Origin of the sequence: Mucilaginibacter sp. JRF (assembly GCF_015223065.1) — a bacterium.
Lineage (GTDB): Bacteria > Bacteroidota > Bacteroidia > Sphingobacteriales > Sphingobacteriaceae > Mucilaginibacter.
In genome coordinates, this window is record NZ_JADFBY010000003.1 from 132,306 (window position 1) to 155,329 (window position 23,024).

The following is a 23,024-nucleotide window of genomic DNA, read 5'->3' on the forward strand; positions in this document are numbered from 1 at the left end:
GAATATGTCAGAATCCAACTTACCTAAAGGCTGGGAAATTGTAAAGTTAGGAGAAATTGTAACTTTTTTAAAAGGAAAAGGCCTTTCAAAAAATGAATTGGCAGAAAATGGAAAGTCTTCTTGTGTTTTATACGGCGAACTTTATACTAACTATGGCAGAGTTATAACAAAAATCAAATCACGGACTGATGCAAATTCTGGAGTCTTTTCCGAACCAAACGATATATTAATACCCGCATCAACGACGACAAGTCCACTGGATATCGCTATTGCTTCAGCTATAATTGTTGATGATGTTAGATTGGGAGGAGATATAAATATTCTGAGGGACAAAAAAACAAAAAAGTATGATAATGTATTTCTCGCTTATTTTTTGACAGAGATTAGGAAGAAACAGATTGCAAATTTGGCGCAAGGTTCAACCATAGTACATTTGTATGGTTATAGTTTGTCTAACCTTTCCGTTTATCTACCATCTTTTGCCGAACAGAAAAAAATTGCAAAAATCATCTTAGTGGCCAGTGATAAACTGGATACTATAACCTCTAATATCGACCAACTAATACAACTTAAGAATAGTTTGATGGCAAAATTCTTTTCAAAAGATGAGCAATATAGACAAACTGTCAACTCTGAAAATCAACAGCTATCAAGTAAATCAGAATTAGTATTTTTAGAAGATGTCGCGAAAAGAGGTAGCGGGCATACTCCAAACAAAAGCTTCACAGCATACTATCACGGGAATATTAAGTGGATTTCATTGGCTGATTCCAGCAAATTGGATAACAGATGGATTTCAGAAACGAAAAACAAAATCTCGCAATTGGGTATAAAGAACTCGTCAGCTGTAATTCATCCCACAGGAACAGTATTGCTATCAAGAGATGCAGGCATAGGAAAAAGTGCAGTAATGAAGGAGGATATGGCGGTGAGCCAACACTTTTTAACATGGACATGCTCAGAAAAACTTAACAACTGGTATTTATATTATCATTTACAATTCAACAAACCCCTGTTTGAAAGAGTTGCAGTTGGCTCTACTATCAAGACAATAGGACTGGATTATTTTAAAAAATATAAAATTATGCTGCCTTCAATGAGTGAGCAAATCCAAATTGCGGAAATCTTAAATGTAGTAGATGACAAAATTGATTTACTTAAGAATAAAAAACTATTATATCAAAATTTGAAAACAGGCATAGTCCAACAGCTTCTGACAGGAAAACTAAGAGTGAAATTGTAATGGATAATACTATTGATAACAGATTATCTGATGCATTATTTTTATTATCACGGGATAATCACTGGGATGCTTTAAAAATTGCATATGAAATACTAATCAACGAGGTTTTTCTTTTCGCAAAAAAAACCAGAAATTATAAACAGCATCAAATTGAAGAAAAAGGCAAGGACATGCTTTGCGTTCTTCATAACATGTTAATTATTAAAAGAGTAAAAAACATATATGCTGTTCTCCATGAAGTTCGGCTGCTTACCATATTTTTCAACAACTACTCAAGGGAAACGTTAACTAATAACATAACTAATTCTAAAGTTAAAGTACTTGCTTTGAATCTTATAGGGCTGGTGAAATTTTTGAAGCAAGTTAATGACAATTCATCATACTCATTTGGAATGATAGATTCGGCATTAATAGATGAGATTCAAAATAACGTAACGGAAGAAATCTATAGCGCAACAACACCCTATTTTCAAATTAAACACGAAATTTATGAGTATTTCCAAAAAGATTTCTGGAACGAACTCGAAAGCTTTAATCCTAATGTATCCCCACTTACAATAATAGACACTGTGACTTACGAGTCGTTACTACTGTACCGAAATCTATTAGACGAACACCAGCTGATGCCTTCCAAAATAGTAAGAGATGACATTGAGGAAATCTGGAAGACGACACTAAATGTTGATGAAGTTTCAAATCTGATAAAAAATCAGTATTATCTTTTGAACGTATACAACGACTTAGAATCCTTTAGAAAATCTGATATTCAAAGTGGTAAATCCAACAAAAACACATACATAAATGAGAAAGAACACGGATTTCACAAAACTTTATACCCTTATTTAACTAATTGTAGCACTCAATACGATTTAGTCCTATCTGAACAATATTCTGCACAATGTAGGTATGATATCGTGTTGTACAAATCAACAAATGACCTTTCAGCAATATTGGAATTAAAAGTAAATGACTTAAGCAACATTACTCATGACCTAAACCAATTAATAGAGTACTTAAATGGTTGCGATGAAAAGCATTATCATTTCATGAAAGAGCCATCAGTGGGTGCTTTAATTATTTATTACGTTGGTAAAAAAGCGTTTAATACTCTAAACGTTATTGAACTATTAACCGAGTATCCAAACATTGTAAAAATATCATCGAACTTTTATGTATATTTCAACAAAGAACAATGTGAAAAACCCATATTAATCTCAATTTTAAACGGGAAGGAGAAATGAATCAACGCTTAGAGTACTTTAAGAGTGAGATTCCCTCATTAAAGCTATTTAAACGACTTGGTTACAGCCATTTGAATGGCCGAGATTTATTTGAGCACAATACTCTCTCAGAAATAATATTAAGAAGTCGATTACTCCAATCCATTAAACGTCTCAACCCTTGGATTGACGACTTTAACTTACAAAAGGCCTACGATAAAATTACCGAGGCTCAAGGCGCATCCCTTGTAGAAATTAATCATAATTTTTGGCAGCTTTTAAAAGGAGCTACTTTTTCAGTCAGACAAGTAATAAACGGCAAAGAGGAATTTATTCCAGTCAAGTACATTGAATACGATGCGGGAGGAATTCAAGAAAATGATTTTTTAGTTGTCAATCAATTAAAATTTCATGGAATATCCCGGCATTCAGTACCAGACTTGGTAGTTTATGTTAATGGCCTTCCGGTGGCGGTTATCGAATGTAAGTCACCAACCTCCCATAATGCATTTGAAAATGCCTATAGCGATTTAGATTTTTATCAGCGCAACTCGGAGAAGCTATTTTATTACAATCAAATATGCGCGGCCATTTGGGAGGTCGGTGGGAAATATGGCGCGATTAACTCACCTGCCGCCTTTTATTCTGTCTATCGGCTTAAACCCCAAGAGGAAGTCGCTGGCATAATCACCGAGCAAGATAAACTCATTTACAACCTGTTCCGTAAAGAAAGGTTACTGGATATTATCCGGCACTTCGTCATTTTTGAAATTGATGAAGGGAGGATAATTAAAAAGCTACCCCGTTATCAGCAAATCAGGGCTACAAACAACACGATATGGAGATTACAGAAGGGGCAAGGCGGCGTAGTCTGGCACACCCAAGGAAGTGGTAAATCTATCACTATGGCATATATTACCCGTAAACTACAGGCACCAGAATACGGCTTTGAGAATCCTACGGTAATAGTAATGACTGACCGCAAGGATTTAGATGTGCAGATAACAGGAACGTTCAGGAATATTGGACTCAAGAACGTTAGGCAAGCTACTTCAGTTAGGAATCTGGATAGGATATTGAGAAATGACTATGGAGGTATCATTACCACTACCATCCAAAAATTCCAGGAGGTTGATAAGGATGCTACCAACACCTCTGACCAAACAGAGGCCGAAGAAGAACGACTAAGGGTTGAAAAGCATATTAGTAACAACGTGCTATTTAAAATCACTAAGGTTGCTAAGGATGGCCGATGGGAAGAGGTTGAACGGGAAGAAATAAAACTGGAAGAGCTGTCTGATAAAAAGAACCTATATGTCTTGGTTGACGAAGCGCACCGTTCTCAATACTCATTTCTTGCGTCGTTTATGCGCTCTGTGCTGCCCCACGCTAAGTTTGTCGCTTTTACCGGCACACCAATTTCTAAGGACGATAAAAGCACGTTAGGCGAGTTCTATGGTGGTGATTATTTGGACACTTACACCATAAAAGAAGCAGTAGCAGACGGTGCTACGGTTGAGTTACTATATGATGAGGGCACAGCCAAACTTGATGTAAAGAAAGATGAACTGGATGCTGAGTTTCACGAAAAGTTCGGACACGAATCGGAAGAGAAGCAAGAGCTACTGAAAGAAAAGGCACTGAAAACTTACCAGTTCTCAGCGAGTCGAATAAATGAGATAAGCAAGCATATCATCAATCATTTTCGGGAAAAAATATATAGCAATGGTAACAAAGCAATGTTGGTTTGCGATGGTAGGTTTGGTGCGATACATTACAAGCAAACTTTTGAATTACTAAGAGCTGAGGGGTACCATGATTTTGATACTAAGGTTGTGGTGAGCATTGGTTCACCTAAAACCGACGAAATAGCCGAAGAGTACTACAAAACAGTTGAATGGAATAAAAACCACCCGCACGACACCCAACCAGTTTGGGTAGTAGCCCCAGACGATATTAAACAAGTCACCGAAGATTATAAATTGCCCTTTGGCAATGTTACAGAAGTTGAAAAATCAGGTAAGAAGAAGTTTGATAATACCGCCATCTTGATAGTATCTGACATGTTGCTTACTGGATATGATGCACCTATTGCTTCCTGCTTATATCTGGATAAGGCATTAAAGGAGCATAACCTGTTACAAGCTATAGCACGTGTTAACCGCAGCAGAAAAGGTAAGGCAGCAGGATACATAGTTGATTATTATGGTATTTCTGCTTTCTTAATTCAAGCATTGGAGATATTTTCTGGCGACATCCGTCCAAACGATATCCTAAAAAATATTAACGAAGAATACCCTAAGCTTGAACTTAACCATAATAAGCTCGTAGATTTTTTCAGACCACTAAAAGCCGATAGACTTATTGACCGCAGCCAATACGTTGACGAAGCCCTTCGTTACATTGAACCGATAGACAAGCGAGATAAGTTTAAAGAGCTGTTAAAGCAATTTAATAAGTCGGTTGCTGTAGTGTTGCCGGACGTCAAGGCTATGAAATTTTTAGATGACTTCAAACTGTATAATGAGATAAAGCTAAGGGCAAAGAACGCTTACCCTGACGATGAAGATTTAAAGGTCACTAAGGACGAGAGCCAGATGCTTCAAACATTGATTGATACGTTTTTGAAGTCGGAAGGCATTGAGTCGTTACTTAATGAACCGGTATCTATCATTGATAAAGATAAGTTCAAAGAGGAGATATTAAATGCCTCCCCGGCCACAAAGGAGCTAAAAATGCGTAACAACCTTATACATGTTATTAAGGTTGGCCTTGAGAAAAATCCGGATTTTTACCGGCCTTTGTCGGAACGGTTAGAGCAATTACTAAAAGAACGTAAAGAAGACCGAATAACGCGAATAACCCTATTGAAGGCGTTCGCTGACATTCAGGATGCAATTGTCAACGAACAACGGGAAGGTGTTTCCAAAGGCTTTATAACCGAGCAGCAGGTTGCTGTATACAACACCATGAAAATTATTTATGGTGCCGAAGATGCTGAGGCAGCTACGAATGCGTTATTTGATAGTACAACCGGCGAAATGGGAATTATTGGGTGGGAAGCGAAAGGAATGGTATTATATGAGATCGAGAAAAAAATCATCTCAGTTTTAAAGAACAAGATTGACCGCGCCTCCGCCAAGGTGAAAGCTAAAGAAATAATTGAGGTTTTAAAGCGAAATAAACATGCCTGACGTAGTTTACGGCAATAATACCATTCAGTATACCATCGAAGAAAAGGAAGGGCTTAAATCGCATTATATCAGCGTACAAAAAGATTTGGGTGTAATTTTGAAGGGTAAAGCCGTACCCCTTTATAAGGCCGACCAAATGATATTAAAAAAAGCGCGGTGGATACTGAATAAGCTTGAACTGGTTAAACAAATTCATTCTGACGAAATCGTCACCGGTTCACGTATACCCTACCTTGGCAGGAAGTATTATGCTGAGGTTATTAAAGATGCTAATGTTAAAGGTGTAATTTTAGATTTCAACCATTCCAAATTTAAGTTTACCATCAACCCTTCCATAGATATTCAAGTTGAATTAAAAAAAACTATTCAACAGTTTTATAAGTCTAAAGCGATTGACAAAATTACTCCACGAATACGCAAATGGTCAAATACAACCAGACTATCTTATAATAAACTTAAATATCTATTTTTAGATAAACGTTGGGGTAGTTGTACAAAAGAAAATAATATTGTAATCAATATTAATGTTATTAAACTGCCATTCTCGATAATCGATTATGTTATAGTTCACGAGTTAGCACATACAAAAATTAAAAATCATTCGAAGGAATATTGGGCAGAGATATCTAAACATATGCCCAATTGGAATATTCTCAACGAAAAACTCATTGAATACAGGGATTAAATTATTAATTACCTAATAATTCAATCCTCTGTAATTTCACAAGCTCTTACGCAATCTAATATCACATCAATTTAAGCTCTTCTCGTAAACCCCGTTAGTGTTTTAGTCAATTCAACCTTCGATTCATCATCAAAATCTCCCAAATAATTCTTAGTTGTTTCTGGCTTTGTATGTCCTAAAGATTCTTGAATTTGGAATATGGGAACATTTGCTTTTTTTAACATAGTTGCAGCAGTATGTCGAGCATATATCATTGTTATTTTGGGATTTTCAAATTGCAAATTTCTACAGACACGCTTGAAGTATTTATTTAAGCTGTCTGTAAATAGCTCCTTTTTTTTTGTTATTAATTCCTCTGTTTTATCAGTTTTTTCCAGAATGTCAAAAATATAGTCATCAGGCTCTTGATTTAAATTACCCCATTTGTTAAGAATAACAAGTATTTCTTCCTCCAAACTGATAGATATTAATGGCCTATTAGATTGTGAAGTTCGAAATGTTTTTCCTCGGTGATATCTTATCATATTGCCGTCAATGTTCGATACTTTTAATCTTATAATGTCATTTACATTCATGCCATTACACATGTAACTTAAAAGCCAAAAATCCTTTGCTCTATCTTCCAAAGAATACGGAATAGGCCGATGATTAAAAATTGCTTCGAGCGCTAAAGCAGATAGAGCTTTTTTGGCTTTTCTACCTCCAGGAATTTGATATTTATACTTATTAAATGGATAATCAAAGTCACTTTTTAAATATTTCTTACTGATTGCATAGTTTACAATTGCCCTCAATGCTCGGCAATAAATGCTCACAGTAGTTTCAGAGTTACCTTTTATATCAATCATCCATCTGTGATATTTATTAAGAAACGTGACATCTACATCATAAAAACTTAATTTTGACCTGAAATCTTTAAAGGAATTTAAAGCTGTAGTATAATTTACTGATGTCTTGTAACATCCCTCGTTAATTTTCATGTTTATGAATTCGTCAAAAATATGATACACATTAAATGCCTCTCTTTTTGCGCCGTAAAAACCGTCTTTAAACTTTTGAACAGAAAAGTTTTCTAAATTGGCTACAACGTCGTTTGCTTTAGCAATGATTGTATCTAATTTTAATCTGATGCCCCTATGAGACCTGGGAGGGTTGGGTAAATTCGCTTTCTCAAATTCTTCCTTTGTTAATGACAGACCCGTTTTGTAGTCTGTAGTTTTTCTTTGAAAACATATCCTCACTTTAATTGCAAACTTACCTTGCTTTTTTTCATGATTGGCAAGAATAATTCTTGGATGTACATGCATGTTTTAATAATGCTTTTAATTTCAGGTTCGATTTTTTTCAATGCGTTTTCATCGCAAAGGTAACTGTAAAAGGCAGCTAAAAGAAATCAAATGAAACTCAAATATCTATCTATCAGCATTATAACAACTAACGGAAATTATCGGAAACTATCGGAAACAATATATTTTACGCCTTACAAGCAGAGGGTCACAGGTTCGAATCCTGTTGCTCCCACAAAAAAAGCCTTTCAGAATTATCTGGAAGGCTTTTTTGTTGAATGAAGATTTTGCGAGATGCCTTTATCCTTTCAGAATGTTTGCGCAATGTTAGCGCATGAGGTGACCCAAACCCCGAATTATGGTTACCTACAAAATCTTATTAGATACAAGACGAGCGAAATCAGATTGCTCCTATCCTGTAATCATTAGAATAATATACTACAGCAAGAATACTACACTTAATACAGATGTTTTTCTGAAAAACAATTTCTGGATCACTGAGAAACCAATGGTTAACCCGAAGCATGCTAATGCTTCACTTCTTAATGGAAGATTACAGAACAGTATCTTAATATACAAAAGACTCTTTTGGAGCCAGAGCCAGTAAACGACTTTAGCTTTGTAAATTTGAAAGAGCGACTAACCAATCAGCAACCTAAGCAAACTGGTACAAAGTCACTATCCATTCAAGAGCCCTGGATAACAGAAATAAAAAAAATCACAAATTCAATGCGCCATTTAAAACCCATTGCAGTTGTAAATATTTTTATTCAACAAATAATTATTCGATTACAAATCAAATACTTATTTGTACATTTATTGCGTCTTGACTTGGGGAAGTAAAGACAAGCAATTTTTAATCATTTAATCAATAGTAATCCTTTGAACAGCGAGTGGTCAAAGGATTTTTTTTGCCCCTTTAACAATCGGTTGCACATGCTCTTTTACGGTAAAACCGGGCTATTTGTTTACTATGGCGCAAAATAAATACTGCGCCATCTGTAACTAATCAATACCCATCTCAATATCAAACAGATACAGTAACAATCAATTAAAAAACACGGCCTAATCTATCAAGAATCCATAAACAACAGTTAAAGTCAATGTTAAATAGTTAGGCAGTAAGTAAAAGAACCGTTTATCGAATATAAAGTTAAACACTGTTTTGTTTTGATTTTCTTAACTTTGAATTATGGATAGCAAGATCATACGTTCAGTTTCTGACTTTAATACCGAGCTTAAGCTTCGAGGGTTTAATGTTTTTCAGATAGAGAGCGATGGTTGCGCTACGCGCACTTACAGCCGCAAGGATTTTTATAAGATATGCCTCACCACAGGCAAAAGCGCTATCCATTATGCCGACCGTAGCTTTGAGGCCGAAGGCACGGTGCTTTTCTTCGGCAACCCGCATGTACCCTACTCATGGGAAACATTATCTCGAACTTATGTTGGCTATACGGTTCTTTTTTCGGAGGATTTCTTGAAAGCGTCTGACCGTAATGATGTATTGCAGCATTCGCCATTTTTTAAGATCGGCGGCACACCGATACTGAATATTACCAATGAGCAGCGCTTGTTTCTGAATTCGCTTTTTCAACGAATGATAGAGGAGCAGCAAAGCGACTATACACATAAGGATGACCTGATACGCAACTACATCAACCTTATTTTGCACGAGGCGATGAAGCTGCAACCGTCTGAAAATTTTGATCAGCATAAAAACGCGGCATCGCGTATAACGGCCGTGTTTCTTGAACTGCTGGAGCGCCAGTTTCCGGTTGAAAGTCCGGATAAACCCATAGGCTTAAAAACCGCGCAGGATTATGCCGGCTATCTATCCATCCACGTAAATTACCTTAACCGTATGGTGAAGGAAGCCACAGGCCGGTCAACCACCAACCATATTGCTGAACGTATTATTCAGGAAGCCTGTGCCCTTTTACAACACACCGACTGGAACATTGCCGACATTGCTTATGCCCTTGGTTTTGAGTATCCAAGCTACTTTAATAACTACTTTAAAAGGCTAACCGGCACCAACCCCACAGCACTGCGCGCCGCCGAGGTTTGATTTTCATAACTATTGGTTTGATTTTCATAAACAGGTAAAGCATCACCATGCCGACCTTTGTATTTATGAAAAGCATTTTCGACAGGTTATCCATGGCCTGTATGTAAGGTGGGCAATACCATGTGCCTGCCAAAACAATATAGTTCAATATTTATTCAATTTAAAAGAGCAAACACATCATGCAAATATTAAAGAACGGCGCACAGCCATCCGCCAAAGGCCCCGAGGCCTGGTTTACCGGCGATGTGAGGATCGATCCCTTATTCGGAAAAAAAGAAGCTACTAAGGCTGCGGGCGCATTGGTAACATTTGAGCCGGGTGCGCGTACCGCCTGGCATACGCATCCGGCAGGGCAAACGCTTATTGTGGTATCGGGCCTGGGCTGGGTACAAAAAGAGGGTGAGGCCGTGCAGGAGATACAGCCCGGAGATGTAATATACTTTGAGCCGAACGAAAAGCACTGGCACGGCGCATCGGCCAATAAAGCCATGAGCCATATTGCCATACAGGAGGAAGTGAACAGCGAGGTAGTGACCTGGATGGAAAAAGTAAGCGACCAACAATATCAAAAATAACAGCCATGCCACATTTTGAAATAAAGCTTTTAGAAGGTAAAACCGAGGAGCAAAAACAGCAATTAGCCGCAGAGGTAGTAAAGGCCGCTCAAAAGGTTATTGGGTATGGCGATGAATCGTACTCGGTAACTATTGAGGATTTCACTTACCAGGAATGGTTTGGCAAGGTTTACCCTGATGATATAATGGCTCGTAAAGAAATTCTATATAAACAACCCGGCTATACCGCTTAAACAACAACTACACTACCCATGAAAAAAGTAACACAAGTAACCATTACCGAAAATTTTGAGGGAGTTGACAACCTTGAGGAACTGCTATCGCAAGAGATGGCACAGATTGGAAAATGGAAAGAACAAGGCATACTCGAACACCTGTTTGCTAAACCTGACCGCACGGGCGCCATCCTCGTTTTTAATGAAACAGATGAGGGTAAAGTGAAAGAACTGGTAAACACGCTACCCTTCTTTCCATACTTTACAAATACAGAATCTGTAGTGCTCGATCTGCATTTTTAAAATGACCATGTAGCAGCTGCGAAGTAAAAAACAAACAATTATTAACAAAGATCAATTAAATAACCATCGGTAAAAAAACACATCAATCAACAATGGTAGAAACAACTGAAGTAAAAGCGTTTGGCAATGAAGCCGCCGACGCTCAATTAGAACAATTAAATATTAAACGCAGAAAAACCACTCCGCACGATGTGGAGATCGACATTCTGTTTTGCGGCGTTTGCCACTCTGACCTGCACACCGCCCGCAGCGAATGGGGACCAACTATGTACCCATGCGTACCCGGTCACGAAATTGTGGGCAAGGTAAAAAGCGTAGGCGGCCATGTCAGTAAATTCAAGGTAGGCGACATGGTTGGCGTTGGCTGCATTGTTGATTCGTGTCGCGAGTGCGAGTATTGCAAAGACGACCTGGAGCAATACTGCGAGCCGGGCATGACAGGTACTTACAACGCGCCCGATACGCATTTAAAAGATAGCCCAACCTTTGGCGGCTACTCTGAAAGTATTGTGGTTGACGAAAACTACGTTTTACGCATCCCCGAAAACCTTGACCTTGCCGCTGCTGCGCCCTTGCTGTGTGCGGGTATCACTACCTATTCGCCGCTGCACCACTGGCAGGTTGGCCCGGGTAAAAAGGTAGGCGTGGTTGGTATTGGCGGCCTTGGCCACATGGCTATCAAGATAGCCAAAGCTATGGGCGCGCATGTTGTGGCGTTCACCACTTCCGAATCTAAATTCGCGGAAGCTAAGCGTCTTGGTGCTGATGAGGTAGTATTATCAAAAGATGCCGAGCAGATGGCAGCCTTCAAAGGCAAGCTACACTTTATGCTCGATGCCGTATCTGCCGAGCATGATGTAAATGCCTACTTGCGCCTGCTGCGCGTTGATGGTTCGCTGGCCTTGGTTGGCGCTCCTGAGCATCCGCTGCCGGTTTCGGCATTCAGCCTGATCGTGGGTCGTAAAAGCTTCGCGGGATCGGCCATTGGCGGAATTAAAGAAACCCAGGAAATGCTTGATTTCTGCGGCAAGCACAATATTGTTGCCGATATTGAGATGATCGATATGCAAAACATCAACGAAGCGTATGAGCGTCTGCTTAAAGGCGATGTTAAATACCGTTTCGTGATCGATATGGCATCGCTGAAAGGCCAAAACTAATTGTGACATTATTAAAATCCGGGTGGTGGACAACACCATCCGGATTTATTAAAACAGCTTGCTATATTTAGCGGACAACAAATTCCACCGTATGAATTATAAAGAGCAAGCGGCGGCAGCGGCGGCAAAACTGGTAAAACCCAACCAGGCGATAGGCTTAGGTGCCGGTAATACCATCGCGTTTTTGGTTGACACTTTGGCTGCCGATGCTGCTTTAGCGGCAACGTTGCGCTTCGTATCATCAAGCACCGATACCGCAGACCGGATAAAGCAGCATGGGTTAGCGCTTATAGATGCAGGTAGTATTGATACCATTGATATTTACTTTGACGGCTGCGACCAACTGGACAATTACCTCAACGCCCTGAAAAGCGGCGCCGGTATTCATACTGATGAAAAGATGCTGGCCGGTATGGCTAAGGAGTTTATTTTATTGGGCGATGCCGCCAAATTAACGCAAAACCTCAACACTCAATATTCGCTAACCGTTGAGGTACTGCCCACTGTACTTACCGCTGTAAGCAATTCATTGAATCAGCATTTTGATATAAGATCCATCACCGTACGAACAAATAATGACAACCAATTTGCCCAAAACAGCAGAGGCGCGTTATTGCTGGATGTATACTTTAACAACCTGCCCGAACTAACCACTCTGAACAATATAAAGATGTGGCCGGGCATAATTGACCATTCCCTGTTCTACAAAATGGCAACCGCTGCCGTAATTGCCGGGGCTGATGGTGTGCAGCATTTAACGCCTGCCGTTGATTAATCGGGATTATATCTGCCCTTTACAATAGTTATCCCAATAGCTTAGCAGGCGCTTTTTGCCGTGGCGGGTAAACTTGGTACCCATTGATGGCGTTGGGGTAAATTCGCCGAAAACGCAGCCTTTGTAGGTGGCATAAAAATCAATACGTACAAAAATACCGTAAGCCCTGCTCAGGTTTTTTACGCAGGTTACCATATCGGCCAGGCATGCAGGGGCTTGTTGTGTTTCGGCTTGCGGATAGTTCAACTGCATCATTTCCATGCGGTTCCAATGCTCATCATAAAAACTGGCGAAACCGGTATTCGGGCTCAGCCTGTTGATCACCATAATGGTGGCTATTTCGCCGTTAAAGCAAAAGAATTTAAAGTCGGTAAGTATGCCGTACTCGTTCTTCTCGTTCTTTAAAAATTCTTCTATTAAAAACTCAAGCTTGCCGTTGTTGGCTACCTCATCCCTCAAAACTTGTTTTATTTGCTCGGGTGTGTACTCCTTGCTGTCAAAAAGGTTTTTGCCTTCGGCCATAACGAACACCATTTTTGAACTATGCCCAATGGTTGGTCTGATGACGTAATGCGGGGGCAGGGTCGAAAAATCGAACGCGTCAATATCCGATCCTTTCCAGTACAGATCGGGCACCTTGCAGCCGTTCATCTTGGCAAATTCGCGCGCGTTAAACTTGTTGCTTAGTTTGCGTTGCCAGTTATCGCCATCCTGCCATTTATGCAGATGGTCGGCCTCGTTCATGGGTATGTTACGTATATCCTCGGCTAATTCATCCTGCCAAAAAATACTATGGCGACGCTTGATTCTTCTTTTAAGTTCAACCGACTGTTTAAAGCCTTTTATTATGTGTTTAAGCATAGGTAAGCAGTGTTCAGACGTATAATCAACGCCCAAATTTAGCCGACAAGTATTTTTGAAGCCAATATTTAAGCATACTGTGTACTAAGTGTGCATATTACACACAATCAATAAACCTGAACTTCAAATTCTTACCTATTATTTAATTAACTTTATTGCATCTGATAACAAAACGTTTCGGCTACAAATGCTCTTTATACGAAACTTAAAAGCCGGGTATTTCGTTAATTACAAACAATATTCACCCAGCCGATACCCGTATGCCCTTAAAAAAAGGAGAATTTATACCTGCCATTGTTAAACGCGTAGTTCGTTATAGTTTTAAATACGGATGGCATGGCCGCTACCCCAACTGGCAGGAGGCCATGAAAAATACCACAGGCTACAATGCCGATGCCATATTTGAACGGGTTAAAGCCGCCGCCATCAAAGTAAAGAACGGCCAGGCCAGTTACGAGCGCGATGGTATAGCTACTGATCATGTTGAGTTGTTTTACCCCTTGCTATCGGCCTTGTTGTGGATAGCATCGCAAAACAATAATAGCTTAAGCTTGATAGATTACGGCGGTTCGCTGGGTACATCATACAGGCAGAATTATCCTTTTTTAAAGCACCTTGAACATTTGCAGTGGAACCTGATCGAACAAAAGATGTTTGTTGACGAGGGCCGGCTTAATTTTGAGGATGAGCACCTGCATTTCTACTATTCGCTTGATGAGGCCTTGGGCAAATCGAACCCTCAACTGGCTTTATTCTCCAGCTCGCTGCAATACCTTGAAAAGCCTTATGAACTGCTCGAACAAATAAAGCGCAGCGAGATACCGTATCTGCTGATAGACCGTACCGCCTACATCAATGAGCCCGATGACCGGCTGACCGTACAAAAAGTACCGCCTGCCTTTTACGATGCCTCATACCCCTGCTGGTTTTTCAGCGAGCAAAAAATGGTGGATTTTCTGTCGGACACCTTTGAACCTGTTTTCAAGTTTGAATCGGGACAAAAAGTAGTTTTGGGACTGGAAGAACTGGATTATACCGGTCGCCTGTGGAAACGGAAAGGTTGATAATTCACCCATCATTATTACAATTTAATGCTGAGCTAAACAGCAATTAACATTTTGTGTGTAATATTCCAATATTTCTACAGAATTGTAGACTATCATCGCGGTTATGACGGAAACTATTGCACCATGTATAGCATATTTGTGCTTTTTAGCAGGCACATTGTTTTACCTGAATCAGGCAAAGGGGTTATCAAAAACCGGTCTGCTGCTTTCTATTCCTGTATATGCTATTGCTACCTGTGGTTTTACGGCTTTTATGTTCCGCATAGCACATGTAACTCAATTGTACAGCCTATTACCGCAACTGTTTGATGGCAATAAATATTATCTGAAACTCATTGCCCGTGCTTGCTACATCACAGCCGCATCATCGGTGTTCTTTCTGCTGATACGTAGGGTTCGTGTTACCGCTATCTCTTAGCGATACTTAAATCATTAATTCTATCCTCCCTTATACTTAATCTCTGCTTAGGCTTGCTTGCTAAATCGTGTGTTAAATTTTAAATCTTATTTAGACTTAATTTAAATAGTACGTATATTCGCAGCGTTTTTCACCCTACTTTTTTAACACACCATGATGAAACATTTACACTATTGTTTAATACTGGTATTAACAATTGTATCGCAATTGGCTTATGCCCAAAACACCGGCACCATAACCGGTAAAATTCTACTGGTTGATGGTCAGCCCTACGCCGCAGCTTCAGTAACCCTTATCGAAAACAAAAAAGGTACGCTAACCGACGAAAAAGGTATCTATCATTTTTACAATGTAGCCCCGGGCAATTACCACCTTAAAGTACAGGTACTTGGCGCGCCCGAGCATATTATGGATGTTACCGTAGCAGCCGGACAAACCGTTACTTCAGACTATCAGCTACCTAAAGAGAACGTACAGGCCTTGCAGGAGGTTAACATCGCGGCCAATACCAACAAGTTCTCCAAAAAAGAGAGCCGTTATGTAGCACGCCTTCCGCTTAAAAACCTGGAGAATCCGCAGGTTTATAACTCTGTATCAAAGGAGTTGATGCAGGAGCAGGTAGCTATTGACCTGGGTAGCATTTCAAAAAACGTACCCGGAGCAGGTGTACCAATGATAGCCAACCAGGGCAGGGTAACCTTCCGCTCACGTGGTTTTGAAACCGAGCCTAACGCCCGTAACGGTGTTGCCGGTGCAGCCTTTTCAACTATCGATCCGGTAAATCTGGAGCGTATCGAGGCTATCAAAGGCCCGTCGACCACACTGTTCGGTACAAGTATTTCAAGCAGCTACGGTGGTTTGTATAATCGTGTAACCAAAAAACCTTATAACGATTTTGGTGGCGAGGTATCATTCAGCACCGGTAGCTGGAACCTTAACCGTCTTACGGTTGATGTAAACACTCCGGTTAATACTGATAAAACCGCCCTGTTTCGTCTGAACGCGGCCACTACGCACCAAAAAACTTTCCAGGATCTGGGCTTTACCAATAACCTGACCATTGCGCCAAGTTTCTCGTACCAGGTAACTGACCGTTTATCAATACTGTTAGATGTTGAGTTTAGCCAGGAAAAAGGTACATCAGTAGTACGTTTTAATCCGTTTACGGGTAATACAAAAAATGTATCGGTTGCTAATATGGGCTTCCCGTACAACAGAACCTTCCTGAGCAATGACCTCACTTACTCAACCCAAATGATGAACATTTTTGCGCAGGCCAACTACAAAATATCTGATGAGTGGACCTCGCAAACTATCATTTCACGTGCACGCTCAACCATTAATGGTTATATAACCGCACTGGCCGGCCGTACCGATAGCACCATCCGTCCGCAGGTAATTGTGGGTAACACCAACTTTATAGCTACCGATGTGCAGCAAAACTTCGTTGGCGATTTCAAGATAGGCCAGTTTCGCAACCGTATGGTAGTTGGTTTGGATTTTTATAACAACTTTAACGATTTTGACCGTGTATCAGTAAACGCACCTGATATCAATTTCCTTAACCCATCTACTTCATACCGCATCAGCCGCTTCAAGATCGACTCGTTAGCCAGTCGTGGCGGTACTCCACGTAAGGAAAAAAACCGCGACAATACCTACTCGGCCTACGTGTCGGACGTGTTTAACCTGACCGATAATTTATTAGCCATGGCCAGTATCAGGGTTGACCGTTACCAATACCTGGGCGTATACAACGTAAATACAGGCCAAACCGCCGGTGGCCTGGGCGCTAACGGTATATCAGTAGGCCCATACAAGCAAACTTCTATATCGCACAAAATGGGTTTGGTATACGAGGTAAGTAAAGATCAGCTATCGTTATTTGGTAACTACATGAGTGGTTTCTTTAACCGCAGCGGTCAATCGGCTGATGGCAGCGCCTTTAAGCCTGAGCATGCTAATCAATTAGAGTTTGGTGCTAAGTCTGATCTGTTTGATCATCGTTTATCAGCAACGGTAAGCTACTATGATATCAAGGTAAAAGATATATTGCGCGATGACCCGAACGAAACGCTTAACGGCTATTCTATTCAGGATGGTACACAGTTAAGCCGTGGTGTTGAGGTTGATGTTACGGCCAATCCTTTCACCGGCTTTAATATAGTTGCGGGTTATGCTTATAACTACAGCAAATACACCAATGCCGATCCATCGGTAGATGGTTTACGTCCGGGTTTATCAGGCCCTGATCAAATGATCAACTTTTGGATGAGCTACCGTTTACCTGAAGGTAACCTGCATGGCTTTGGTGCCGGTTTTGGTGGTAACTATGGCAGTAAATCATTCCATACCAATACCCAAACCACCAAGATCACTATCCCTGCGTACACTATATTTGATGCCACGTTATTTTACGACAACCCTAAATACCGTGTAAGCTTTAAAGTGAACAACCTGACTAACGAAAAAACATGGTCGGTTAGGTTAACGCCACAGGCACCGGCTCAGTTTATAGGTAGTGTTGCCCTTAAATTCTAACATAAAATAATTAATATAGCCATGCTGTAACAAGCTATGGCACCAGGAGGTTGCCCCATAAGGCAGCCTCTTGGTATTTAAAAGATGTATATGCGTATCACTAAATTATTAATACTTGCTTTGCTGATGCTTACAGGCAAAATGGCCTCAGCAAGCGCTTACTGGCTGGAGGTAAAAGGCAACGGTAAACCCGGTCAGCCTGTAACAGTGATTCTGTGCTATGGCAGTATGGATGATAAAGGCATCAGACAACGCGATACCGGCACGGAGCTAAAACTTACAGGCGATTTTAAATTTTGGATCATTGATCCGGAAGGAAAAAAGGAAAGTCTGACGCTTACCATGCAAAAGGATAGCTGGCAGGGAACATTCACCCCCAAAATTAAAGGCACCTACCGCATTATCGGCATGAATGATAAGCACCCGGTGGTTGATCGCTCCGCATCAGGCGGAGAGAACATCAGGCCGGTAGATTACCTGTGCGCAGCGTACCAGGTAGCGGGCGAACAACCTGTTGTAACAATGCCCTTGCAAGCTTTTGATATGATCAGTGAACTGAAGGATGGCTTTGTGACCATTAAAGCTTTCAACCGAAATAAGCCTGCTCCTGCCGGCACACAACTAAGGGTATTTAATCCTGATAACTGGGAGAAGGAATTAACATTGGATACCAATGGCGAAGCCCGCTTTTACGCGCCGATTAAAGGTTTATACATCATCAGGCAGGATAAGTTTGAGGCCGCGCCGGGTGAGTTGAATGGCGTTAAATATGCCCGCATCCGCCATAGGTGTAATTACTACTTGCTGGTTAAGTAATAAGCTATTGTCATGCAAGCCTCAAATGTATACAGGCAAACATCCGTTGGTATAAGTTTTTCGTTGATTAATATGTGATCGGGCCAGGTATCTGTTACCTGCTATCACCGGCAATTAAAAACTAAATTAACTTTGCATCATGAGGTATAAATTCATTTTATTTCTTTCGGTTATACTGTTTGCATCGGGCTTGAGGGTGAGCGCGCAAAATGCGAATGATAACAAGAATGCTAAAAACCCATATTACTCAAATACCGACATTCGCCGCATAAAAGTGAGCAATGCCGAGTGGAAAAAGATACTCCCTACCGAGTTGTACAAGGTAGCCCGCGAAGCCAATACCGAACGTGCCTTTACCGGCAAATACTGGAACAGCAATGCCAAAGGCACCTACTATTGCGCGGTGTGCGGCAATAAGCTATTCCGGTCGGATGCTAAATTTGCGAGCGAGTGCGGCTGGCCCAGCTTTTTTGAGCCTGTACGCAAAAACAGTGTGATATACGTAGAGGATAATACTTACGGCATGAAACGCACTGAGGTACGCTGCGACCGTTGCGATTCGCACCTGGGGCATATTTTTGACGATGGCCCGCCACCCACCTACAAACGCTTTTGCATGAACTCTATCTCGCTTGATTTTAAGCCCGATAAAGGCATCTAACTGGGATGATCAGCATAAAAAAATGGCAACTTAAATATATTGAGGTTGCCATTTTTAGTTTGATAGGTTTGCGGTTATATCGCCAAATAAAATATATTGCATAAAAATGCGGTACATATAAATGCGGGTTAAGGACGATATAAAAAACAGTAAGATATACCAGGCTACCATATCGCTAACCTCGCGGGTTGGTTTGGCCGGGCTAACCATGGCCAACATTGCCCAGGCGGCGGGCATTGCTACCGGCTCGGTATATACTTATTACAGCAGCAAGGTGGTGCTCATTAACGAGATCTACAAACAAACCCTCAGCCGGTACGAGGAACGCTTGTATGACGATATCGCCTTTGATGATGCTGTTGATGTTAACCTGCGTAAGGTATTTTTAAACTACATGCACTACCTGCAAGCCTACCGTGAGGAGTGGATTTTTCAGGATCAGTATTACTTTTCGCCATACGCGGTAAAAAACCATGATATGCAGCAAACTACCGATGCCATGTTTTTACCCTTGACCCAAATTTTGGAACAAGGCCAAAGCATCGGCCTGATCAAACCTGTACCCACCAATTACTTCATCTATTTGTTGCATGGTTTTGGGCATGAGGTATCGGCCGCGGTACACATGGGGCTCGAAACCTTTGATGAAATTCTTATCGAAAACAGCTTTTCGCTGTACTGGTCGGCAATAAAACAGTGATATTTTTCTAAATTGAATAATTATTCAATTTAGAAAAACTTTATTCCTTTTAATGCTATTGTATATGTGTTTAAACATTAAATGCTTATACAATGGAAAATACATTAAATGGAAAAGTAGCATTAGTGACCGGTGCCGGCAGAGGCATTGGCCAGGGTATTGCAGTAAGTTTGGCAAAAGCAGGCGCGAGTGTAGCGCTGGCCGATGTCAGCATTGAATTTTTAGCCGAAACAAAAAGTCTGGTTGAACAGGCCGGTGCAAAGGTTATCACCTACCAGGTTGACGTAACCGACTACAGCAAAGTACAAGGCGTAGTACAAAAGGTAACCGCCGACTTCGGCACGTTAGACATTGCCGTGAACAACGCCGGTGTAATTGGCATCCACAAAACAGTTGAGATGGAACCTGAAGAATGGGACCGCATTATGGATGTAAATGCCAAGGGCGTGTTTTTATGCTGCAAAGCCGAGTTAGAGGTTATGCTGCCTAAAAAGCATGGCCGTATTATTAACGTAGCATCAATAGCCGGTAAATCGGGCATGCAGTTGTTAGCTGCTTACAGTGCCTCAAAATTCGCGGTGGTGGGCTTTACCAACTCATTAGCTAAAGAGGTTGCCAAGGAGGGCATTACGGTGAACGCGCTTTGTCCGGGTATTGTGGGCACAGGCATGTGGCGTGGCGATACAGGCCTGTCAAAAGCTTACGCCCGTGATGGCGAAACCGAAGAACAATCTTGGGAGCGTAACCAGCAGGATCTGCTGCCACAAGGCGAGGCTCAAACGCCCGAAGATATGGGTCAGCTGGCCGTTTACCTGGCATCGGCACCACACGTAACCGGGCAAGCCATTGCGGTTGATGGCGGTTACTCGTTATAATTTACGATGATGAAAGAGCAGTTCTGGGAAAAATAACAGAGCTGCTTTTTTTGTTTACTCCTGATGTAAAGAGTATAGTTTTCGATTCCCCTTCTCCCTTTTATTTAAACAAAAACACCTATTGGTCGACTCTATATAGCATATGGTCGATACCGTAAATTTATATTAGTGCTTATGGTTATAATTGTATAACACACCAACATTACAATTATGAGTACTCAAAAAATATGGTCGCGGCGTAATTTCCTGACCACCATTGCCGGTACCGGTGCCTTTGTGGCTCTTAATCCGTTTGCAGCCTGGGCTACTGATGATATTGACCCCAGGGTAGCCGCTATTGTAGCCGCCACCATCGGTATCGATACACATAACCATATTGATGTACCGTTGATAACAGCAGAATTACCGGGGCCTGATATTGATATTTCCGGCGAAATGAAACGCTCTGGATTGTCAGCCATCTGCATGACCTTCGCGCTCGATTATCAGCGCTTAGATAAACCCGGCCAGGCTTACGAGCGTTTTTTGAACGGGCTATCAGTTATGGACAAGCAATTGGCTAAAAATCACATTAAGCGCGCGCTGAACTTTGCCGACATCAAGACCGCACATAAAAAGCATCAGCCTACTGTGATACAATCCATTGAGGGATGTCATTTTTTGGAAGGACATTTGGATCGGGTTGAGGTGGCTTATAAACATGGCCTACGCCACCTCGGTTTACTGCACGATAGTGATGCCTCAGTTCCGTTAGGCGATGTTTACACCAACCCACCCAATTTAGGCGGCCTTACCAAGTTTGGGGCTGATGTGATCAGGGAATGTAACCGTTTGGGTATTTTGGTTGATCTGGCACATGCCAGCGCGGATACCGTGGCCGCGGCACTTAAGGTTACTACCAAGCCTGTGCTTATATCGCACACAGGGCTTGATACGCAGTTAGGCCAAAACCCAAATATGGCCCGCATGATGCGCCCAAGGCTGATCAGCAAAGAGAATGCTAAAACAGTTGCTAATGCCGGAGGTGTGATAGGCGTATGGACACACCTGGCTGATACACCATTGGAGTTTGCCCAAAATATAAAAGCGATGGTTAACGTAGCCGGTATTGATCATGTTTGCATTGGTACCGATACTAAACTTACACCGGCTTATCGCTCAAAAGCAGCGAGCGGTTTTGGCCCCGGCCCCGGTGGGCCGGGTCCGCAGGGTGGCCCCCCTCCCCCTGGTCAGCGCCCTGAAAGTCCTCCGCCCGACAAAAAACCCGGTGGTGAGCCCAACCGAAAGCGGGCGGGCGAACGCACTAATGAAGCATGGGAAAATCAGAAAGCCGGCTTTTACTATGTTGTGGTGGATGCCCTATTGAAAACAGGCTTTACCGCCGAGGAAATAGGCAAGATAGGCGGAGGCAATTTTTGCCGTGTATTTGATGCCGCCACAGCAGGTCATAGTTAAAATCTATTAACACACCCATCTGTTATAAAGCAAAAAAGGCCCGCAATTGCGAGGCCTTTTTCTATATATATATAAATAGGGGCTACGGACAAATTTTAGTTATACGTTACCGTATGAGTTTGACTGACCACCGTCAATAGCGATGATCTGGCCGTTTACATAGCTGCAATCCTCACTTAGTAAAAACGTTACCAGCTTGCCTACTTCTTCGGGCAGACCCAAACGCTTGGTTGGGTTGGCTTGCGCATATACCGTTTCGGCCTGTTTAGGATCAGTCGGGTTAACCTGTTTAAATGCCTCGGCAACCATTGGGGTAAGTATAGCGCCCGGTGCAATGGCATTGGTTTGTATACCGTAACGGCCATACTCAAGCGCGGCGTTTTTGGTAATGCCCGATACCGCGTGCTTGGTAGCCACATAAGCGGTTTGGTTCATCACGCCCCTGATGCCGCCTACCGAAGCTACGTTAACAATACGACCGTACTCCTGTTTCTGCATCACGGGGATGATGTATTTCAAGCCATAGTAAACACCCATCAGGTTAATATCAACTACCTTTTTAAACACATCCAGATCATACTCAACCAAAGGAGCCTGGCGGCCTTCAATACCGGCATTATTGTAAAAGCCATCAATACGACCATACTCGTTCACGGTATCATCAACATATTGTTTAACCGCGGCCTCGCTTGATACATCGGCAACGGCGGTAATTATTTTAGTTTGCGGATATTGCTCCAGTATAGTAGCCTTAGCTTTTTCAAGCAGTTCGGCATTATAATCAACAAGGGTTAACAAGGCACCATTCTTAGCCGCTTCGAGCGCGCTGGCGTAGCCAAGCCCCATTGCTGCCCCGGTGATGATGATAACCCTATCTTTTAAACGTTCCATGTTTTATAGTAT

Annotated in this window: 22 protein-coding genes; 19 read left to right on the forward strand and 3 right to left on the reverse strand. The window is 41.6% G+C overall.

What is annotated here, in order from left to right:
- Positions 1-4: 4 nt before the first annotated feature.
- From IM792_RS09240 to IM792_RS09255, 4 genes are read left to right on the forward strand one after another with little or no spacing between them, the layout of a single operon-like run.
- Entirely contained in the window at positions 5-1,243 is a 1,239-nt protein-coding gene (locus IM792_RS09240) for a restriction endonuclease subunit S (RefSeq protein ID WP_194101569.1), read from the forward strand.
- On the forward strand, positions 1,243-2,484 hold the full coding sequence (locus IM792_RS09245; RefSeq protein ID WP_194101570.1) for a hypothetical protein: 1,242 nt from the start codon (positions 1,243-1,245) through the stop codon (positions 2,482-2,484). Before IM792_RS09240 ends, IM792_RS09245 begins: the two co-directional genes overlap by 1 nt.
- Complete coding sequence (locus tag IM792_RS09250) at positions 2,481-5,657, forward strand: type I restriction endonuclease (RefSeq protein ID WP_194101571.1); 3,177 nt, start codon at positions 2,481-2,483, stop codon at positions 5,655-5,657. Before IM792_RS09245 ends, IM792_RS09250 begins: the two co-directional genes overlap by 4 nt.
- Positions 5,650-6,342, forward strand: a complete 693-nt coding sequence (locus tag IM792_RS09255; protein ID WP_194101572.1) for a YgjP-like metallopeptidase domain-containing protein — start codon at positions 5,650-5,652, stop codon at positions 6,340-6,342. The genes IM792_RS09250 and IM792_RS09255 overlap by 8 nt, the downstream gene beginning before the upstream one ends.
- Before the next feature lie 71 nt (positions 6,343-6,413).
- On the opposite strand, the gene IM792_RS09260 is transcribed toward IM792_RS09255, so the two are convergent.
- Positions 6,414-7,649: a site-specific integrase gene (locus IM792_RS09260; RefSeq protein ID WP_194101573.1), complete on the reverse strand. Its 1,236-nt coding sequence runs from the start codon at positions 7,647-7,649 to the stop codon at positions 6,414-6,416.
- Positions 7,650-8,216: 567 nt separating this feature from the next.
- Here IM792_RS09260 and IM792_RS09265 point away from each other — a divergent pair.
- The 7 genes from IM792_RS09265 to rpiA all read left to right on the forward strand — a co-directional run bounded on the left by IM792_RS09265 (position 8,217) and on the right by rpiA (position 12,727).
- The gene (locus tag IM792_RS09265; RefSeq protein ID WP_194101574.1) at positions 8,217-8,471 is read left to right on the forward strand and encodes a hypothetical protein; all 255 of its coding nucleotides are present in this window, start codon (positions 8,217-8,219) and stop codon (positions 8,469-8,471) included.
- A gap of 349 nt (positions 8,472-8,820) precedes the next feature.
- The gene (locus tag IM792_RS09270; RefSeq protein WP_194101575.1) at positions 8,821-9,699 is read left to right on the forward strand and encodes a helix-turn-helix domain-containing protein; all 879 of its coding nucleotides are present in this window, start codon (positions 8,821-8,823) and stop codon (positions 9,697-9,699) included.
- 179 nt (positions 9,700-9,878) lie between these two features.
- Entirely contained in the window at positions 9,879-10,274 is a 396-nt protein-coding gene (locus IM792_RS09275; protein ID WP_194101576.1) for a cupin domain-containing protein, read from the forward strand.
- Between the two features lie 5 nt (positions 10,275-10,279).
- On the forward strand, positions 10,280-10,507 hold the full coding sequence (locus tag IM792_RS09280) for a tautomerase family protein (protein ID WP_194101577.1): 228 nt from the start codon (positions 10,280-10,282) through the stop codon (positions 10,505-10,507).
- Positions 10,508-10,525: 18 nt separating this feature from the next.
- Positions 10,526-10,792, forward strand: a complete 267-nt coding sequence (locus IM792_RS09285) for a muconolactone Delta-isomerase family protein (RefSeq protein WP_194101578.1) — start codon at positions 10,526-10,528, stop codon at positions 10,790-10,792.
- Positions 10,793-10,884: 92 nt separating this feature from the next.
- Positions 10,885-11,952, forward strand: a complete 1,068-nt coding sequence (locus IM792_RS09290; RefSeq protein WP_194101579.1) for an NAD(P)-dependent alcohol dehydrogenase — start codon at positions 10,885-10,887, stop codon at positions 11,950-11,952.
- Between the two features lie 91 nt (positions 11,953-12,043).
- Positions 12,044-12,727, forward strand: a complete 684-nt coding sequence (gene rpiA / locus IM792_RS09295; protein ID WP_194101580.1) for a ribose 5-phosphate isomerase A — start codon at positions 12,044-12,046, stop codon at positions 12,725-12,727.
- Between the two features lie 6 nt (positions 12,728-12,733).
- On the opposite strand, the gene IM792_RS09300 is transcribed toward rpiA, so the two are convergent.
- Positions 12,734-13,588 carry an ATP-grasp fold amidoligase family protein gene (locus tag IM792_RS09300; RefSeq protein WP_194101581.1) on the reverse strand — a complete coding sequence of 285 codons (855 nt, stop codon included), beginning with the start codon at positions 13,586-13,588 and terminating at the stop codon, positions 12,734-12,736.
- 260 nt (positions 13,589-13,848) lie between these two features.
- On the opposite strand from IM792_RS09300, the gene IM792_RS09305 reads away from it, so the two are divergent.
- From IM792_RS09305 to IM792_RS09340, 8 genes are all read left to right on the forward strand, one after another.
- Positions 13,849-14,652, forward strand: a complete 804-nt coding sequence (locus tag IM792_RS09305; protein WP_194101582.1) for a methyltransferase, TIGR04325 family — start codon at positions 13,849-13,851, stop codon at positions 14,650-14,652.
- Positions 14,653-14,758: 106 nt separating this feature from the next.
- Positions 14,759-15,073 (forward strand): hypothetical protein, encoded by a 315-nt coding sequence (locus IM792_RS09310; protein WP_194101584.1) that lies wholly within the window; start codon positions 14,759-14,761, stop codon positions 15,071-15,073.
- 153 nt (positions 15,074-15,226) lie between these two features.
- A complete protein-coding gene (locus IM792_RS09315) occupies positions 15,227-17,614 on the forward strand; it encodes a TonB-dependent receptor (RefSeq protein WP_228085006.1) in 2,388 nt (795 codons plus the stop codon).
- A 90-nt stretch (positions 17,615-17,704) separates the two neighbouring features.
- Complete coding sequence (locus tag IM792_RS09320; RefSeq protein WP_194101585.1) at positions 17,705-18,430, forward strand: hypothetical protein; 726 nt, start codon at positions 17,705-17,707, stop codon at positions 18,428-18,430.
- A gap of 139 nt (positions 18,431-18,569) precedes the next feature.
- Positions 18,570-19,091, forward strand: a complete 522-nt coding sequence (msrB, locus tag IM792_RS09325) for a peptide-methionine (R)-S-oxide reductase MsrB (protein ID WP_194101586.1) — start codon at positions 18,570-18,572, stop codon at positions 19,089-19,091.
- Between the two features lie 121 nt (positions 19,092-19,212).
- On the forward strand, positions 19,213-19,791 hold the full coding sequence (locus tag IM792_RS09330) for a TetR/AcrR family transcriptional regulator (RefSeq protein WP_194101587.1): 579 nt from the start codon (positions 19,213-19,215) through the stop codon (positions 19,789-19,791).
- A gap of 92 nt (positions 19,792-19,883) precedes the next feature.
- Positions 19,884-20,666, forward strand: a complete 783-nt coding sequence (locus IM792_RS09335) for an SDR family NAD(P)-dependent oxidoreductase (RefSeq protein WP_194101588.1) — start codon at positions 19,884-19,886, stop codon at positions 20,664-20,666.
- A gap of 210 nt (positions 20,667-20,876) precedes the next feature.
- Positions 20,877-22,121 (forward strand): membrane dipeptidase, encoded by a 1,245-nt coding sequence (locus IM792_RS09340; RefSeq protein WP_228085007.1) that lies wholly within the window; start codon positions 20,877-20,879, stop codon positions 22,119-22,121.
- A gap of 99 nt (positions 22,122-22,220) precedes the next feature.
- On the opposite strand, the gene IM792_RS09345 is transcribed toward IM792_RS09340, so the two are convergent.
- The gene (locus IM792_RS09345) at positions 22,221-23,012 is read right to left on the reverse strand and encodes an SDR family oxidoreductase (protein WP_194101589.1); all 792 of its coding nucleotides are present in this window, start codon (positions 23,010-23,012) and stop codon (positions 22,221-22,223) included.
- Positions 23,013-23,024: the final 12 nt, after the last annotated feature.